The organism is Providencia sp. PROV048 (genome assembly GCF_033688165.1).
GTDB classification, from domain to species: Bacteria; Pseudomonadota; Gammaproteobacteria; order Enterobacterales; family Enterobacteriaceae; genus Providencia; species Providencia hangzhouensis.
Genome location: NZ_CP096360.1, coordinates 2,587,678 through 2,605,917 on the forward strand (window position 1 = coordinate 2,587,678; position 18,240 = coordinate 2,605,917).

At 40.2% G+C, this 18,240-nt stretch carries 16 protein-coding genes and 1 riboswitch; of the genes, 7 read left to right on the forward strand and 9 right to left on the reverse strand.

The window, feature by feature from the left end; translation table 11 throughout:
• Positions 1-108 precede the first annotated feature (108 nt).
• Entirely contained in the window at positions 109-1,059 is a 951-nt protein-coding gene (locus tag M1F26_RS11400) for a sugar-binding transcriptional regulator (protein ID WP_140170650.1), read from the forward strand.
• A gap of 1 nt (position 1,060) precedes the next feature.
• On the opposite strand, the gene crcB is transcribed toward M1F26_RS11400, so the two are convergent.
• The 6 genes from crcB to M1F26_RS11430 all read right to left on the reverse strand — a co-directional run bounded on the left by crcB (position 1,061) and on the right by M1F26_RS11430 (position 7,324).
• Positions 1,061-1,441 carry a fluoride efflux transporter CrcB gene (gene crcB, locus M1F26_RS11405; RefSeq protein WP_004263566.1) on the reverse strand — a complete coding sequence of 127 codons (381 nt, stop codon included), beginning with the start codon at positions 1,439-1,441 and terminating at the stop codon, positions 1,061-1,063.
• A gap of 236 nt (positions 1,442-1,677) precedes the next feature.
• Positions 1,678-1,747: riboswitch (Fluoride riboswitch) on the reverse strand.
• A gap of 264 nt (positions 1,748-2,011) precedes the next feature.
• A complete protein-coding gene (locus tag M1F26_RS11410; protein WP_004910275.1) occupies positions 2,012-2,974 on the reverse strand; it encodes a sugar-binding transcriptional regulator in 963 nt (320 codons plus the stop codon).
• A gap of 159 nt (positions 2,975-3,133) precedes the next feature.
• The gene (dhaL, locus tag M1F26_RS11415; protein ID WP_110591588.1) at positions 3,134-3,787 is read right to left on the reverse strand and encodes a dihydroxyacetone kinase subunit DhaL; all 654 of its coding nucleotides are present in this window, start codon (positions 3,785-3,787) and stop codon (positions 3,134-3,136) included.
• Positions 3,788-3,797: 10 nt separating this feature from the next.
• Positions 3,798-4,799 carry a dihydroxyacetone kinase subunit DhaK gene (locus tag M1F26_RS11420; protein ID WP_140170651.1) on the reverse strand — a complete coding sequence of 334 codons (1,002 nt, stop codon included), beginning with the start codon at positions 4,797-4,799 and terminating at the stop codon, positions 3,798-3,800.
• Between the two features lie 11 nt (positions 4,800-4,810).
• Positions 4,811-6,082 carry an MFS transporter gene (locus M1F26_RS11425; RefSeq protein WP_004263544.1) on the reverse strand — a complete coding sequence of 424 codons (1,272 nt, stop codon included), beginning with the start codon at positions 6,080-6,082 and terminating at the stop codon, positions 4,811-4,813.
• A gap of 129 nt (positions 6,083-6,211) precedes the next feature.
• Positions 6,212-7,324, reverse strand: a complete 1,113-nt coding sequence (locus tag M1F26_RS11430; RefSeq protein WP_318837575.1) for an MDR/zinc-dependent alcohol dehydrogenase-like family protein — start codon at positions 7,322-7,324, stop codon at positions 6,212-6,214.
• Positions 7,325-7,647: 323 nt separating this feature from the next.
• On the opposite strand from M1F26_RS11430, the gene rpiB reads away from it, so the two are divergent.
• Complete coding sequence (gene rpiB / locus M1F26_RS11435) at positions 7,648-8,100, forward strand: ribose 5-phosphate isomerase B (RefSeq protein ID WP_102139242.1); 453 nt, start codon at positions 7,648-7,650, stop codon at positions 8,098-8,100.
• Between the two features lie 36 nt (positions 8,101-8,136).
• Positions 8,137-10,146, forward strand: a complete 2,010-nt coding sequence (gene tkt, locus M1F26_RS11440) for a transketolase (RefSeq protein ID WP_140170652.1) — start codon at positions 8,137-8,139, stop codon at positions 10,144-10,146.
• A gap of 153 nt (positions 10,147-10,299) precedes the next feature.
• On the opposite strand, the gene M1F26_RS11445 is transcribed toward tkt, so the two are convergent.
• Entirely contained in the window at positions 10,300-11,061 is a 762-nt protein-coding gene (locus M1F26_RS11445) for an SDR family oxidoreductase (protein WP_140170653.1), read from the reverse strand.
• A 466-nt stretch (positions 11,062-11,527) separates the two neighbouring features.
• Between M1F26_RS11445 and fetA the strand changes: the two genes are divergently transcribed.
• Together fetA and fetB are read left to right on the forward strand one after the other, a co-directional pair.
• Positions 11,528-12,181: an iron efflux ABC transporter ATP-binding subunit FetA gene (fetA, locus tag M1F26_RS11450; RefSeq protein WP_140170654.1), complete on the forward strand. Its 654-nt coding sequence runs from the start codon at positions 11,528-11,530 to the stop codon at positions 12,179-12,181.
• A gap of 9 nt (positions 12,182-12,190) precedes the next feature.
• Entirely contained in the window at positions 12,191-12,967 is a 777-nt protein-coding gene (gene fetB / locus M1F26_RS11455; protein ID WP_036958648.1) for an iron efflux ABC transporter permease subunit FetB, read from the forward strand.
• Between the two features lie 51 nt (positions 12,968-13,018).
• Here fetB and M1F26_RS11460 read toward each other — a convergent pair whose 3' ends face one another.
• The gene (locus tag M1F26_RS11460) at positions 13,019-14,053 is read right to left on the reverse strand and encodes a substrate-binding domain-containing protein (RefSeq protein WP_140170655.1); all 1,035 of its coding nucleotides are present in this window, start codon (positions 14,051-14,053) and stop codon (positions 13,019-13,021) included.
• 234 nt (positions 14,054-14,287) lie between these two features.
• Here M1F26_RS11460 and M1F26_RS11465 point away from each other — a divergent pair, with 234 nt between their 5' ends.
• Both M1F26_RS11465 and M1F26_RS11470 read left to right on the forward strand, forming a co-directional pair.
• Positions 14,288-15,016, forward strand: a complete 729-nt coding sequence (locus M1F26_RS11465) for an SDR family oxidoreductase (protein ID WP_014657463.1) — start codon at positions 14,288-14,290, stop codon at positions 15,014-15,016.
• Between the two features lie 44 nt (positions 15,017-15,060).
• A complete protein-coding gene (locus M1F26_RS11470) occupies positions 15,061-16,689 on the forward strand; it encodes an FGGY-family carbohydrate kinase (RefSeq protein ID WP_140170656.1) in 1,629 nt (542 codons plus the stop codon).
• Positions 16,690-16,813: 124 nt separating this feature from the next.
• On the opposite strand, the gene M1F26_RS11475 is transcribed toward M1F26_RS11470, so the two are convergent.
• Entirely contained in the window at positions 16,814-17,203 is a 390-nt protein-coding gene (locus tag M1F26_RS11475) for a hypothetical protein (RefSeq protein WP_004263505.1), read from the reverse strand.
• Between the last annotated feature and the right edge of the window lie 1,037 nt (positions 17,204-18,240).

The following is an 18,240-nucleotide window of genomic DNA, read 5'->3' on the forward strand; positions in this document are numbered from 1 at the left end:
TTTCAATCTGATCACAATTACTGCGATAATGCTCACAGTATTGACTTTTGCCCTTTTAATAAACAATTGCCCAGAATTACAATAAGCGAAACCAGCAGGAGAATGTCCATGCAGAAAGAATTAAAAAAAATGGAACAAGCTGCACGTGCGGCATGGCTATATTTTGTGGCAGGCAAAACACAACAGGAAATTGCACATGAACTTGGGCTATCGAGACAAGTCGCCCAACGCCTTATTTCTCTAGCAAAAGAACAAGGTATGGTTCAGGTGCAAATCACGCACCCTATTACGGAGTGTTTAAAACTCGCTAATGAAATCCAGCAAAAGTATCACCTAACACATTGCTTTGTTGTCCCGTCAGGGCAACTAGATACAGAAGCGACACTCGACATGATTTCAGTGGCAGGTGCTGAGCTCATGGAGCAATTAATCGAACCCGATAAACCTCAAGTTATTGGTATCGGTTCAGGCAGAACATTACGCAGTATTATTGATGCCCTTCCTTACCTAGAAACCTCCCAGCACCAATGTGTTTCATTAATAGGTGCTATTGCCCGTGATAGCTCAGCAACACGCTATGATATTCCATTACGTTTTGCAGAAAAATTACAATGCCGACACTATATTCTACCTGCACCACTTTATGCTGATAGCCCAGAAGATAAAGCAATGTGGTGCCAACATCGCGTGTATAAGGAAGTCACGGAAAAAGCCCTGAATGCAGATATTACCTTTATTGGTATTGGCGAAGTCGGCAAAGGATGCCCACTCAATTCTGAAGGTTTCGTCACGGATGCACAATTGGAAATGTTGTTAGAAAAAGGTGTCGCCGCAGAACTATTGGGGCATTTTATTCAAGCTAACGGTGAACGACTTTCTACGGCTTTGGATGACACACACACCAGTGTCCCACTGTTCCCTTCCCCAAATAAACCTGTGATCGCATTTGCGGGTGGTGTGCACAAAACAAAAGCCATTCAAGCCATTATGAATGGCGGTTGGGTAACAGGTTTAGTGACCGATGAAGCCACTGCGCATCATTTATTAGCGAATAAATAAATTATCCCTGTGTCAGCCAATGATGGCATAACATACCAAGCAAGGTAAATATTAAGGCACCAATTACGTGGATAGCAATGGTGCTAATAGCGAAACCCAATTTACCTTCTTGGATTAGCACCAACACTTCTAGTGAAAAGGTCGAAAAGGTGGTAAATGCGCCGCAGAAGCCAGTCACAATGAATAATTTATAGGCAGGGCTAATATTTGCATTGGCAAAGTACGAAATGGCAAAACCAATGACAAAGCCGCCAACCAAATTGACCGCAACGGTACCTAGAGGAATATTTGGGTAAAGGTGATTGAGTCTTAGGCTAACAAACCATCTTAGCCATCCGCCAAGCACTGAACCAATCGCAATTGCAAATAATGAGGCATACATAGAAACTTCCTTTAATGTCTGGCGGGATAAATGAAAGGAAAGTCTCCCAGTTATACTCTAAATAATTCGAGTTACATGAAGGCGACAAACGAAGATAGTCCGATGAGCATACACAAGTATGTAATTCGGCTAGCGCAATGCAGTCAACACCCATGTAACTTGAAGTATGACGAGTATAGATCATTTATGCCCTAAATTAGGGCACATAATACCTACGTACCCCATCAAATGAAAAGGTTAACGTAGGCATCATCAGCCCTCTACGGGCGGTTTTATATAAGGAGGAATGCCATCTCCCAAAGGTTTACATAAAAATAATAAGGCAACTAATTAGGTGATGCAAACCTATTTTATAATAGATACCCTAAATAGTTAGGGGTCATAACTAAGCAGAAAACGAATAAGTGAGTATCGTCAACAACGCTACAGCTTGAAGTATGACAAATAATAGCTCTAAATAATTCAAGTTGTCGCTAGGCGACAAGTAAATGAGTCATTAGGAGCATACACAAGTATGTGACTAATGCGAATGAACGTAGTCAACAACGCGACGGCTTGAAGTATGACGAGCTATTGGGACATCTTTAAAATCGTCCGCACATTACTCGCACTCGTTGCAATAATATCAATCGCCCCCGTACGCAAGGCCCCCATAATCGCCATCGCTTTTGATGACTCTGAGGCAATCGCTATTACGCAAGGAATTTTCTTGAGTTCGTCTATACTTAGGCCTATCACGCGATCATTCATCACGGTATCAACATGTTGCCCTTGCGCATTGAAAAAATCATAACCTGCGATATCACCAATTACCCCTTGATTCAAACTCGCATCAACAATTTCACGCGGTGTAAACCAGCCTAGTTTGACCATATAGCTATCTTCATTCATATCGCCAATACCAATTAAGGCAATATCCGCTTTACGGGCGCGATCTAAGGTTTCCTTAATGGTCCCATTTTTCATAAAAGATTGCTTTAATTCGTTATTTTCAACATAAGCAGGGGCGTATAGGGTTTCACTGGTTCCGCCAAATTTCTTCGCTAAGCGACGGCTGATATGGTCCGCATTGATAGAGTCGCCAGGCCGGTGTGTTCCGCCGATTCCGCAAATAAAACGGCAATCTTTTTCAGGAACGGCCCCGCCGCTATCGGCTACCACCGCGACATTTCGCCCCTGACCGACGGTGACTATCATATTGTCACGTAATGTTGTCGATAAATAATTAGCGACAAGTGTGCCAACTTGATAGCGTTGTTCTTCTTCATCGGGATGGTCGAGGGCAATCAACGCACGGGAAATCGGAAAACGAGAAAGTAGCTGTTGCTCTAGCTGAGTGCTAAAAATAGGATGATAGCGAACATTGATCTCAACAATACCTTCTTCTTTTGCTCGCTTAAGTAAGCGCCCCACCTTAATTCGCGATATACCAAACTTATTGGCGATCTCTTCCTGAGTAATTTCATCGCGATAATAAGCTATCGCAATTTCAGTCAGTAGCTCGATTTCGGAAGATGTTTGTGATCTATCCATAAGATAGTGGTTTCCTCTTTATTGGTGTTAATCGCAACAAGGATGATAAGGTTTTAGTATAGCGTTTCTAGTGGCAATTAATAAGTGAGTTATAAAAGAGAATGGATATATAGCAATGGTTTTTGACTATATATCCACGAAAAGAGTTATATAAAACAATTATGCATTGGTTAATGCGCTCTGTTTTTCAACACTTTGCGCTAATTGGCATAATAATAAGCAACAAGAAGTCGCGCCTGCATCTAATACGCCTCTTGAACGCTCACCAAGGCGGCTTGCACGGCCAATTTTAGCCACTAAATCTACCGTGGAATCACGACCTGCAACTGCAGCGGCCTGCATCACATCAAGCGCTTGTTTAAAGTTTTTTCCTGCTTTTGTTGCCTCTTCAAAGGCATTAACCGCAGGGATCAATGTATCCATTAGGCACTTGTCACCCACTGTTGCACTACTGATGTCTTGCAGTTCGGATAGCCCATTTTTCAACATAGCAAGAAAATCTTGTTGCGATAACTCATTTTTCCCTGAAATGCTGTCTGACATTCCCATAAAGAAACTGCCATAAAGTGGCCCCATTGAACCGCCAATACCTTCCATCAAGGCATCAGAAATCTCTTCAAAGCCTTCACTGAGTGATAATTCACGGTCTGCAATTGCTTTCGCACATAAATTGAAGCCTTTCGCCATATTGATGCCATGGTCTCCATCCCCTATTGCACCATCAATTTCGCTTAGATATTCACGGTTAGAAACAATAATGTTCACTAAATCAAGGGTAATTTCCTTACCGTTGCCCGTTGAAATAACTTGCATAGTTGTCTCCTTATTTGACCTGTGTTAAACCCAATGAATACGCAGGAACATCCATCAATGTTTTCAATTCATCATCCACTTTCATTAATGTCAGTGTTACTCCCATCATTTCTAATGAGGTAAAGTAGTTACCAACATAGTTACGAACAATACGCACGCCTTTTTCGCTGAGTTGTTTTTCAACCTCTGCATAATAGATATACAATTCCATTACGGGTGTGGCACCTAATCCTGAAACCAATACGACGACTTCATCACCTTGTTTTGCCTGCATATCATCTAAGATTGGCGTTAACATAGTTTGTGCCATTTGCGCTGCAGACTGGATTGGCATGATTTCAATGCCTGGCTCACCATGGTGGCCAATACCGAGCTCCATCATCCCGTCTTCAATATGAAAATTTGGATGACCCACCGCTGGGATGGTACAAGACGTTAGCCCAACACCAATAGAATGGCAGTTATTAATCGCTTTTTGTGCCGCATTAATCACGCCGTCTAAATCATAGCCTTTACTTGCTGCGGCAGAACCCACTTTCCACATGAGTATTTCACCCGCGACACCACGGCGCTTTTCTTTCTCGCTCGCAGGGGCTGAAGCGACGTCATCGGTAGCAACCACGGTTTTAACTTTCATACCCGCTTTTTCAGCTTTTTTCATCGCCATTTTGACGTTCATGTTATCGCCTGCATAATTACCATATAAACAAGCAACGCCCGCCCCACTGTCTGCGGCTTTGAACGCATCTAAAAATGCCCCAGCGGTTGGCGAGGAGAAAATTTCACCAATTGCCACCGCATCTAACATGTTTTCGCCCACATAGCCTAAAAATGCAGGTTCATGGCCGGAGCCACCACCAGTAACAATGCCCACTTTCCCTTGTATTGGTGCTTTTGGGTATTTTAATACGCGTGCATTATCAGTCTGCGCAAAATATTCAGGGTGCGCTTTCAAATAGCCTTGAATGGCATCTTCAACAACAAGATCAGGTTCATTAATGATTCTGTTCATAATTCCCTCATTTACTTATTTTCTGGTGTTAGCTGCATCTCTGCCGACTTTTCAAGTAATTCCGCCGGCACAGTAATAAATTTCATCAATATCGCACTAAATAAATAGAGCCCCGAGAAAATCCAAATCACGCCAAAAGCACCTACACTACTAATAAAGAGCCCAACTAATGCAGGACCGACAAAAGTACTTAACCCTGCCCCTAAATTAAGGACTGACATTGCTGCACCTTTATTTTCAGGCGCTAAACTCGGCATGATGGCTGAAAGTGGTACGTATCCAGCGAGGCATGCACCAAATAAGCCAGCGGCTATCATCATCAGGGTATAATTGTGCCCAAAATAATAAGGCACGTAATAAAACATTAAGGTACAAACCATACAGCCGACACAACCAAACCAAATCACAATATTGCGCCAACCGATACGGTCACTGACAACACCAAAGATCAGGTTAAAAGCGATGTTTACTGTCCAAAGTGCTGCGTAGATATGTAACCATTCTGTGCGGGAAAAACCAAAGTCGGCAAGAAACATTGGCATGAAGATCACAAAACCATACGCTGCAGAGGTATTAATAGTACGAACAATGCCACCTAAACCAATTTTTGGGTTTTCAAACGCAATCGTGATCCCTTTAAACACATAGCTAAGTGAAACTTTTTCTTTCGGTGAGTCCGGTGTATCTCCCGCTTTGTTGCGGTTAAGCGCGATAGCAATAAATGCCCCGATAGTGACAAAAATTAGTCCACTCCATAACGTTGCCATTTCACCTAAAATTGGCAGCGCATAACTCGAATACATCACCCCTAAAACACCGAGTCCGCCACTATAAACAAACCAGAAGATCCCGACAGCAGAGCCCAATTTTTTAATTGGCGCCTCATAGGCCACCCAAACTAAGAAGCCGTAGGCAAACATTGGATAACCAAAACCACGCAACGCATAGGTTGGGATCATGATAGACAGGCTGTTACTCGGTAAACCAACAGATAAGAAAATAACCGAGCCAATCACAAACATCACAAAACCAAAAATCATCACACGACGAGCAGTATAAATTTCAGCCAACACACCGGATAACCACGCGGCGACAGCAGCAAAAAAACCATACACACTAAACAGTAATGAAGACTCTTCAATACTCATTCCACGGCTAATAATAAAAGGCGACAACCAGCCTTGTTCAAGCCCTTCCCCCATCATAAAGATCAGGACGCCAAAATAGCCAAGTAGTAACTTTGGTGAAAACCCCGTTACTTTAGACAGTTTATTGATTATCATATTGTTGACCTCAGTGCTTGTTCGCTGGGTTAGGACCTGAATAACAAGCCTTGGTAGGGTGACATTTATTCAGGTCCAATTTTTATCGTTATATTTTTAATTTCGTATTTTTTTCAACCCACTACAGCACTACAGGTTTGGGTCGAGAACCACTTTAATGTGCGGGTCACCTTTCGCCATCATCGAAAAACCTTCCGCAAATTTATCTAAAGGTAAGATATCCGTCACCACCCCTTTAGTTGGGAAATCACCATTACCAATGCCTTCAATCACTAACGGGTAGCAATATGGGCCAAGGTGAGAACCTAATAAATCCAGTTCTTTGCGGTCACTGATAATGCTCCAATCCACGGTCACAGGGTCTTTAAATACAGAAAACTCAACAAAAGTACCTAATTTACGGATCATCTTAAGACCTTGCTCTACCGATTTAGGGGCCCCAGTCGCTTCAATGTAAATGTCACAGCCATAACCTTCAGTCATCTCTTTGACAATTTTGTCGACATCATCACGTTTAGGGTTTAATACGATATCAGCACCAAATTCTTTTGCTAATTCAAGACGTTTATCAAATAAATCCAGAACGACTAACTTGCCTGCACCGGATTTTTTAATTGCTCCAATCATGCCTAGGCCTAATGTTCCCGCCCCCGAAAGCACGACGACATCACCCAATTTGACATTGGCACGCTGCACCGCATGTAAAGAACAGGCGTAAGGTTCAATTAAAATAGCGTCTTCAATTGGCATCTCAACAGGCACATGGTAGTTGATGGCTTCTTTGGTGAACTTCATATATTGCGCCATACCGCCATTCACATTGTTTTGGAAGCCATACAAGTCATGTTTTTCACACATCCAGTATTCACCGCGTTTACAAAAGCGGCATTCCCAACAAGGTACGATTTGCTCAGAAATAACACGGTCACCTAATGCAAAACCTTCAACTTTTGAGCCAAAGCCTACAACATGGCCAATAAATTCATGCCCTGGGATCATTGGCGCTTTGATATAAGCGGGCTGTTCTGCATCACCCCAAAAACTAGGGGCACCTTCAAAAGCCTTCACATCACCCGCGCAGATACCACAAGCTTCTACGCGAACCAAAATTTCTTCTTCACTAATTTTAGGGACATCGACAGTTTCTAAACGGTAGTCTTTTGGTGCATAAGCAACCACGGCTTTCATTTTTTCTGGAATGCCTGCGATCATCGTTGCTTTTGAATCACAGTGTTCACACATAGTTCTATCCTCGGCGGTTTGTAAAATGAACATAAGTTCAATGAAGATACAAATTAACCATACCCTCTTTTCTTCCTCCTTGCCCATAGTGAGAGTGTCAAAGTGTGATTCAGTGCAAAAATTCTCATGAAATCGTCTTGAAACGCCTATTTTTTACATTTTTGGCAAAAAAAATTAAATTTGAAGCTGTAGATCACAGAATTCATCATCACAAAAATAAAAACATATGTTCGCCTATTGATTATTTGTTCATAAGATCCTATTTTCTAAGTAGTACATTTGATTGACTAATGAACTTTTGTTCAACGATAAGGATCTCTATCATGCTATCTATTGCTATTGGCGCAGATGACGCTGCATTTGAAATGAAAGATTTGATTAAGGCTCACTTAGCAGCATTAAACATTGAAGTGACTGATTACTGCTTAAATACAGGGGTTGCAGATGAAATGTATCCTGATGTTGCCCATGCGGTTGCAACTGCAATCGTACAAGGTAAGCACCAGCGCGGTATTCTAATTTGTGGTACCGGAATTGGTATGTCCATTGTTGCCAATAAAGTTACAGGGATCCGTGCAGCACTGTGCCATGACACATACTCCGCTGAGCGAGCTCAGAAAAGTAATGACGCGCAAATTATTACCTTTGGGGCACGAGTGATTGGCCCTGAACTGGCTAAAACCATTGTCGACACATGGCTGGCTTCCCATTATGAAGGGGGACGGTCAGCGCCGAAAGTGGCTCGAATCAGTGAGTATGAAAATGGGGAACGTTAGTTTTACTTTAGGCGCTTTTACTTTGGGAGCTTTGTAATGTCCACTCAACCACAAAATAAATTAGCCAATGCCATTCGATTTCTTTCAATAGATGCCGTACAACAAGCTAATTCAGGCCACCCCGGAGCCCCAATGGGAATGGCTGATATTGCTGAAGTTCTTTGGCGAGATTATTTACAGCACAACCCCGCGGACCCGCATTGGCCCAACCGTGACCGCTTTGTATTGTCAAACGGACATGCCTCAATGCTGCTCTATAGTTTGCTTCATTTAACAGGCTATGAGTTATCCATTGATGATTTAAAACAGTTCCGACAACTCCATTCCAAAACACCGGGTCACCCCGAATTAGGTTATACACCCGGTGTTGAAACCACGACTGGCCCGCTGGGGCAAGGCATTGCCAATGCGGTTGGTATGGCAATCGCAGAAAAAACCCTAGCGGCTACGTTTAATCGCTCGGGGTTCCCCGTTGTTGACCACTATACCTATACATTTTTAGGTGATGGCTGTTTAATGGAAGGGATCTCCCATGAAGTGTGTTCATTAGCAGGAACATTAAAACTCAATAAACTCATTGCGTTTTATGATGACAACCGCATTTCTATTGATGGAAATGTGGAAGGCTGGTTTACCGATAATACCGCAAAGCGTTTTGAAGCCTATGGCTGGCATGTTATTCGCCAAGTCGATGGACATTCTCGGCCTGCAATCAAAGCGGCCATTGAACAAGCTCGCCAACAAACCTCGAAACCAACCCTCATTATTTGCAGAACCACTATTGGTTATGGGTCTCCCAATAAAGCCGGGACAGCCGATTCTCATGGTGCTCCATTAGGGCAAGACGAAATAGCGCTGACTCGCCAACAACTCGGTTGGGAGTACCCTCCTTTTGTGATCCCTGATGACATATATGAACCTTGGAATGCCCTAGAACGTGGTGCTGAGCAACAATTACGTTGGGAACAAGCATTACGAGAATACACAAAACAATACCCAGAACTCGCTGAGCAGCTAACTCAACGATTATCTAATCAACTCCCTGAAAAATTTACAGATATCATTGATAATTTTATTCAAAAATTAAATGATAACCCTGCAACGATAGCTACACGTAAAGCATCACAAAATACCTTAAATATTATTGGCCCTATTTTACCTGAGTTAATCGGGGGTTCCGCAGACTTAGCCCCAAGCAACCTTACCTATTGGTCTGGTTCACTGCCGATTAATAAACAACCTGCTGGCAACTATATTCATTATGGTGTCAGAGAATTCGGTATGACCGCCATCGCAAATGGGATTGCATTACACGGCGGTTTCCGCCCTTACACGGCAACCTTTTTGATGTTCTCGGAATATGCACAAAATGCCGTGAGAATGGCCTCATTAATGAAATTACCGCAAGTGCTTATTTATACCCATGATTCAATTGGCTTAGGTGAAGATGGCCCAACACATCAACCTGTTGAGCAACTTGTGTCACTACGTGCAACACCTAATTTGTCAGTATGGCGCCCTTGTTGCCAAGTAGAAACCGCCGTGGCTTGGAAGCAGGCTATCATTCATCAACAAAACCCAACAGCACTTGTGTTATCCCGTCAAAACCTAGTACAGCATTCGCGAACACCGGAACAGCTCGCCAATATCGCACGTGGTGGATATATTTTGCGCAGTAGTAGTGAAACCCCTGAATTACTCTTAATTGCCACTGGCTCTGAAATCACATTAGCGGTTGAAGCATGGAAGCAACTGACTGAACAAGGTTTTCATGTGAATATCATTTCGATGCCATCAACAGATACCTTTGACCAACAACCTTTAGAGTACCAGCAGCGCGTGTTACCAAATCACATTCGCCATCGTATTGCTATCGAAGCCAGTATTAGTGATTACTGGCGTAAATATGTAGGAATTGATGGATTAGTTATGGGAATGAATAGCTTTGGGGAGTCAGCCCCTGCAAATGAATTATTTGAGCATTTTGGTTTCACCGTAGAAAAGCTTATTACTATGTCACATTCATTATTAAAACCTAATGGTTAATTGACCTAGCAATAATTAATATCTGTTATCCTACTTTGTAATTTTCTATTACAAGCCAAATAGTGTCTATGTTATTTGGCTTATTTTTATTTAAAATAAAAATAAAGCAAATAGCCTCTCATATTCGCTTTATTTATTATTAATTTAATATCCTTATTGAATACTATAACCACCATCAATCACTAAATTATGCCCTGTGATCATGTCAGATGCGTCACTGGCCAAAAATAACGCACAGGCGGCAATTTCAGATGGTTCCGCAAAACGCCTAGCAGGAATTTTTCCTTTCATTTCATCACCTTTTTTACCTTCCCACGCTTTTTTACCGAGTTCAGTCATAACAATCGTTGGTGAAATAGCGTTGGTTTGTATGCCTTTCGGGCTCCACTCCAGTGCTAATACTTGGGTTAAACCAATAATTGCCGCTTTACTCGCACAATAGGCCGCATGCTGGTCTAAGGCAATCACCCCCGCTTGAGATGCCATATTAATAATTTTTCCTTTTTCATTATTAATCATAACATTACCCGCAGCTTGGCAAACCAAAAAAGTCCCTTTTAAGTTCACGTTCATGGTTAAGTCCCAATCGGATTCACTTAAATTTTCAGCGGGAGCCAGTGCTACAATTCCAGCACTATTGACGACAATATCTAGCCGACCATAATGCTCAATGACATGTTCTACCATCTGAGAAACCGCCGTAGAATTTGTGATATCACATTGAATACCAATTGAATTGCCTAATTTCTCTGCAGTCGTTATTACGTTATCTGACTTATCGATTAGGGCAACTTTAGCCCCTTTTTCAACATACAGTTGAGCAATCGCCAACCCAATGCCTGCAGCTCCCCCTGTAATTAAAGCGACCTTGCCATCAAGTGAAAAGTTGGTGTTATAGCCACTAAATTTTTTCATTTTAATTCCTTAATGTCATGATGTGATATTTAATATATAGATGAAATAAATATAGTGTTGCCTTAGAGAGACAACAAAATATTAAGTGCAGATTAGATTACTTGGTATTATTAATATAATATCATCACTAGTTAAACTCTATATTATTTATGTAAAAAAAAGAGATATCTCTCAAATTAAATACCATCCTAAATTCTGAATGCACATATGTTCAAAATAATAATTTGAATGATTATTTGTGCTTTATTTTCAACTGTACAAATCTTTCCTAGAACTCATCTACGTTGTCCTACTTCATTAGAAGTGTATTTTTTCTTCCCCTATAATTTTTCAATTAATTGGCGCATAATATTAGTTATATCTAAATTGATATTGAACAATATCAGCGCTGTATTATTGAGTAAGATATTGAATGAATATCATTTACACTAAATGCTGCGCACTTAATTTATAGGTCATTGATAATATGGAACAAAGCAACTTGCTATTACAACTTAATAACATTGGCTATAGCATTGAGCAAAAAACAATTCTTGATAATGTGCAGATTAACTTACAGGCAGGCGACTTTAAACTGATTACGGGTCCTTCCGGCTGCGGTAAAAGTACCTTATTAAAAATAGTGGCCTCGTTAATTTCACCTACTCAAGGAACGATTAAGTTTCAAGGGAAAGATATCAATACCATCCTCCCAGAAACTTATCGTCAGCAGGTTTCTTACTGTACTCAAACGCCCACTTTATTTGGGCAAACTGTGTATGACAACCTCGTTTTTCCCTATCAAATTCGAAAGTTGCCATTTAATAAAGACAAAGTCATCAGTGATTTACACCAATTTTCTCTACATGAATCTATTTTGGATAAAGGGATCAATGAACTCTCTGGAGGAGAAAAACAGCGTATTTCTCTTATTAGAAACTTACAATTTCTTCCGCAAGTCTTGCTATTAGATGAAATCACCAGTGCCCTTGATGAAGAAAACAAAATTATAGTGAATGAATTTATCCATCATTTAACGAGTGACAAAAAAATAGGCGTGCTATGGGTAACTCATGACCAAGATGAAATCGCTCATACCAATGAAGTTATCACCCTTCCTGTTCATCACAACGAATCATAGGATATCACTGTGCATCAACCAACTATTTCCAATGAATCCTTAACCTTTTCAATCCTGTTAGTCCTAGTAGCTATTTTTATTAGCCATAAAGAAAAACTATCCCTTGAAAAAGATATTATCTGGAGTACTTGCCGAGCGATTATTCAACTATTGATCGCTGGCTACATTCTAAAATATATTTTTAATGTTGATCACGAATTGCTCACGATTGCATTGGTGATGTTTATTTGTGTCAATGCTGCGTGGAACGCTAAGAAAAGAAGCAAATATATTGATAAAATTTATGTTACTGCATTAATTGCCATTACCTCTGGCACATTTCTTACATTGTTAATTCTGATATTAACCAATGCCATTGCATTTACGCCTATGCAGGTAATTCCTATTACTGGAATGATTGCGGGTAACGCCATGATTGCGGTAGGGTTATGCTTTAATAACCTTGGTCAACGGTTTTCAAGCCAGCAACAACAAATTCAAGAAATGCTTAGTTTAGGGGCAACGCCCAAAGTTGCTTCCGCTGCTATTATTCGTGACAGTATCCGAGCATCATTGATCCCAACGGTAGATTCTGCCAAAACAGTGGGAATTGTCAGCTTGCCGGGCATGATGTCTGGGTTGATTTTCGCTGGAGTTGACCCATTACAAGCTGTTAAGTATCAGATTATGGTGACTTTTATGTTGTTAGGTACAGCAAGCCTTTCAACCATACTGGCTGGGTATATGACCTATACAAAATTCTATAACCAACGCCACCAATTATTGGTTACAACTCTGAATAAATAATAACCTTCCGCCGCTTATTGGTCACCAACGATAAGCGGCACTTTCTTAATATCACTCTTTAACCACCCCCACAGGTAACACTTCAATTAATTGTGCTTTGCTATTTTCATTATCTATCAACTTAAAAATATGATTTAACATCGTTGGCACATCCTGTTTGACCATTTCGATGTCATTACCTAAAAGAGCAACAAAAGGATCCCAGTCAAAACAGCCTAAGTGGGGTTGCTGTGAACCGATATAGCCCTTTTTACCTAACCATTCAATAACCCCTTCTAATGAAATAGTTGAATTAATAAACAAACCACATTTCACTATTTTCTGTGGATCATCATTATTCTGTTCAAAAAACTGTGAGAGTGATTTTTCAGCTTTTTCGGGGGCATAACCACAAGCCAAAATATTTTCTTGTGGAACCGTGATACCTTTTTCATTATGCGCATCAATAAACCCACGAATACGTTCACGTGTATTGTGGTCATGTTCACGACCACCAATAAAAATTAAAGCTTCGTTTATTGATGTTTGAGACTTATTTTTGCTTAAAATACGTTGGGTTAAATTTTTTGCACCAAGATAATTATTTGAAATAACCGAAGGCGCCAACGAGCCCGGTAAGTCTAAATTTAAGGTCGAAACCCCCGAAGCTTGGCAAATTTCAGTAATTTTATCCGGGTTCGTTGCCCCTGTTGAAATCAACCAATCAACCTGATAAGAAATCATTGCGCGTGCAGCTTCTATTTCTAACTTTGGGTCACGCCGCGTACAAGTAATAATAGGAAACAGCCCCCTTTCACGCGCCATTTCTTCAAAATGCTCGACAATCGAACCAAAATAGCGGTTGTCATACTTCGGAACCAACATACCAATTATTTTGGATTTATTACTGCGCAATAAGCTGGCTTGCTTGTTAACTGCATAATTTTGTTCTTCGGCGATGCGGATCACTTTTTCCGCAAGTTGTGCGCTAATTCGCCTTTTTTGCCAATTACCGTTGAGTATTGCACTCACTGCACTTGCTGAAACCCCAGCTAATTCGGCAAGGTCATAGATCGTTGTTTTCTTATTTTGTCTGATCTTTGTCACAGATTCTTATCTCCATTTTTTACTAGCTTGACACCAAAGTCGAAAAGTCGCAATACTGCTACATCGATTGAGCAAAATTGAAATTGATGATGTATGAGTTGATAAACTGCAAAATAAATACTATCAATCCATCACATGTAGCCACCTATCCATTGTTGTGACTCATTGCTGTTTCATTAATTTCAGACGCTTTTCATTCTTATATTTCGCTAAAATATCCGATTGGAGTAAATTATGGCCATTTCTATTGAAAACAAAGTCGCAGCAATTACCGGAGCTGCCTCAGGCATCGGGCTTGAATGTGCTCGCACACTGATCAAAGCAGGGGCAAAAGTCGTTCTAATTGACCGTGCTGAAGAGCGATTAAACCAACTTGTTGAGGAACTAGGTGAAAATGCGATTCCATTAGTAGTCGATTTAATGAAGCCAGAACAAGTTGATGGAATGTTAGATGCCATCTTACAAAAAGCAGGCGGCTTAGATATTTTCCATGCTAATGCTGGTGCTTATATTGGCGGCCCTGTTGCTGAGGGTGACCCAGATGTATGGGATAAAGTTTTAAACTTAAACATTAATGCGGCCTTCCGTTGTGTTCGCGCAGTGCTACCTCATTTTATTGCCCAAAAATCAGGTGATGTATTATTCACCAGCTCAATTGCAGGTGTGGTTCCAGTAATCTGGGAGCCGATTTACACTGCATCAAAATTTGCTGTCCAAGCCTTCGTCCATTCAACTCGCCGCCAAGTTTCTGAACATGGTGTCCGTGTTGGTGCGGTATTACCTGGCCCTGTAGTGACAGCCTTACTCGATGATTGGCCGAAAGAAAAAATGGAAGAAGCTCTGGCAAATGGTAGCTTAATGCAACCGATTGAAGTCGCTGAAGCCGTATTATTTATGCTAACTCGCCCACGCAATGTCACTATTCGTGACCTTGTTATTGTGCCAAACAGTGTTGATCTCTAACTTGTCACCTCGCAATTCATTGCAGTTAGCACCTTGGAGGGAAAATGAATAATTCACATGCACGATTAAAAGATAACGATAAAGTCGTTATTGGTATCGATGTTGGCACAGGCAGTGCACGCGCCGGGGTCTTTGATATGTCCGGCAATATGTTAGCATCTGCCAAACGCGATATTACGCTCTTCCGTGATAACGCCAATTTCGCTGAGCAATCAAGTAACGAAATTTGGGAAGCGGTTTGTTATTGTGTCAAGCAAGCGATAGCATCATCAACAGTAAAACCACAACAAGTTGCAGGTATTGGCTTTGATGCAACCTGCTCACTGGTTGTCATTGGTTCAGATAAACATCCTATTACGGTTAGCCCATCGAATGACCCTGAGCGCAATATTATTGTTTGGATGGATCACCGTGCAACAGAACAAGCTGAGCGCATTAATCAATTAAAGCACCCTGTTCTAAACTATGTTGGCGGTAAGATTTCGCCCGAAATGGAAACGCCTAAGATTTTATGGCTAAAAGAAAATTTACGTCAATCCTATGATAACGCATGGCAATTTTTTGATTTAGCCGATTTTTTAACTTGGAAATCAACTAGCTCCTTAGCTCGCTCAACCTGTACTGTCACCTGTAAGTGGACATATCTTGCCCATGAAAAACGTTGGGATGCAGGCTACTTTCAACAGATTGGTCTATCTGAACTTGCCGATGAAAACTTCGCACGTATTGGTCAACTTATTGTAGAACCAGGAACGCCTTGTGGTGAAGGCTTAACGGAAACCGCAGCCCAACAAATGGGATTACTAGCAGGGACACCTGTCGCTGCAGGCATGATAGATGCTCATGCAGGCGGTATTGGTACCGTTGGCGTAAATGGTGATGCAACCGCTAATATGGCATACGTATTTGGCACATCTTCATGCACGATGACAACCACTAAAGAACCCGTATTTATACCGGGTGTATGGGGTCCGTATTTCAGTGCAATGGTTCCGGGCATGTGGCTAAATGAAGGAGGCCAAAGTGCGGCTGGTGCTGCAATTGACCAGTTACTTTCCTTACATCCCGCTTCAGTACAAGCAAAACTTACGGCAAAAGAGCAAGGTAAACCCTTGCCTGTGATGTTAGCGGATTTAGTATTAGAAAAATCATCTTCACCATCACAGTCTGTTGAGCTAGCTGAAAAAATACATGTGGTTCCTGAATTTTTAGGGAATCGAGCACCTTTTGCTGACCCTCATGCCAGAGCTGTCATTGCTGGATTAACCATGGATAACAGCATGGAAAATTTACTTTCTTTCTATGTTGCTGGTCTGTGTGGAATTGGCTATGGATTACGACAAATCATTGAAGCACAAGCAAAATCTGGTGCTGCTATTGAAAATATTGTTGTTAGTGGCGGTGCAGGACAGCACCCGTTGATCCGCCAGCTACTTGCTGATGCTTGTGGCGTTCCTGTGATTTCAACACAAGCCAGTGAACCAGTATTGCTAGGTTCTGCTATCCTTGGTGCCGTTGCAGGGAAAATCTGTGAAGATGTCTCGCAAGCTATGGACCAATTTAGTGCTATCGACTTAACCTACCAAACCAATGAAGCATATAAAAACCGCCATGATACAAGATTCGCCTCTTTCTTGCATTTGCAACAATGTGCTAGAGAATTAAAAGGTTAATCACGTTGATATGACACTCAAGTAATATTTGGGCTAAAGAAAGCCGTAAACCGGCTTTCTTTAATAGAATTCGTTTTGCTTATCGAGCTTAATTTAATAGAAAAACCTGCGCTATAGCTCACTTTTAGAAGCAATATCTTGTCCATAACGAATCGACCATTTCCTTTGGTACCAAATCGTAATCTCCCTCGACCATTGGAATAGACAAGGAGACCTTCCCTTGTTTATCACTGTAAGCTTTCACAATGAATTTTTTATAGCCTTCTAGCCTTGCATTCTTAACTCGAAACACTTCGCCACATACATAACCTAAATCCCCTTTATCCGCAGTTTGGCGAATAAAATTATATTTCACATTTTTAAATGAAGCAGATTCTGGATAAGATAAATAGTCTTCAACGCTACTCTTAGCCATTTTCACAAGATCAGGTGTAGGGGTATAGTTCAATGTCACACCTAAGATAAAAGAGCCCCCAGTTAACAATAAAATTGTGAGCAACTTTATGATATTCATATTACTAAGCTCTCATTTATTCAATAACAAGCCAATTGACCAAAATGACCTAATAATTTCGCCCCAAAATATACTTAAGCAGTTATCTTCAGCCAATTGTAAATAAATAATAATTATTTTAATAACAACCAACCTTATCTATATAAGAATACCTTATTAGATAACTTGTTTTTCTAATTATTACCCCAGATAACTGCTACCAACAAAGCGAATAAGTACAATTAGATTGATATGGGCTATTCGTATTTATACTTTATTTTACACACCTAATGAGTAAGTATACCAGTATTAAACTAAGAATATAAATAGTACTCGAAACATTAACTGTTTCAATTTGTATTTTTTTAACTAAAATAGTTTCAATTACCCAAAAACAGAAACAATAATAAGCCTTAACTGTTTATCATAACTTAACAAAAATAAACAAAAATATGTAATAAAACAATTCAATTCAATAATAGTCATGTCTAAATGTTAATTAACCCACTTAATGAGTATTTTCACTCAATATAAGCGTAAAATAGAATTAATTAATAATAAATCCGTTATTTTCAATTAAAATTCATCTAGCTTATTTAGATATTATAAAAACAAAAAATACCTAAAATTCAATTCACTACGAAATAACATATTAATTTGCATCATCTCTTAGCTTAATTTTTAGCATATCGTTAACGAGTATCTTTATTTCAGGCTAAATTAGCAATTTTATAGTACCCGTTAAAATGCAACGCAACCTAATCAATTGATTAATAAAACAAAAATAACAAATAAATTGATTAAAACGACGTTAACCATATGATAAAAAATAGTTAAAACCATCAACCCACCTTAAGAAACATAAGAATATTTAACTATATGCATATTGTAATTTACCATTGAATGCCTCTATATCTCTTCTTTTACACAATTTTTGATATATCTGACCAATCAAAATTACAGAATATTCCTAGGATAATTGATGCATTTAACCAATACATAAAATTATCCGACTAAATTTGACAAAATATTTTTTTTATCTCATGTAGCATTGCTTT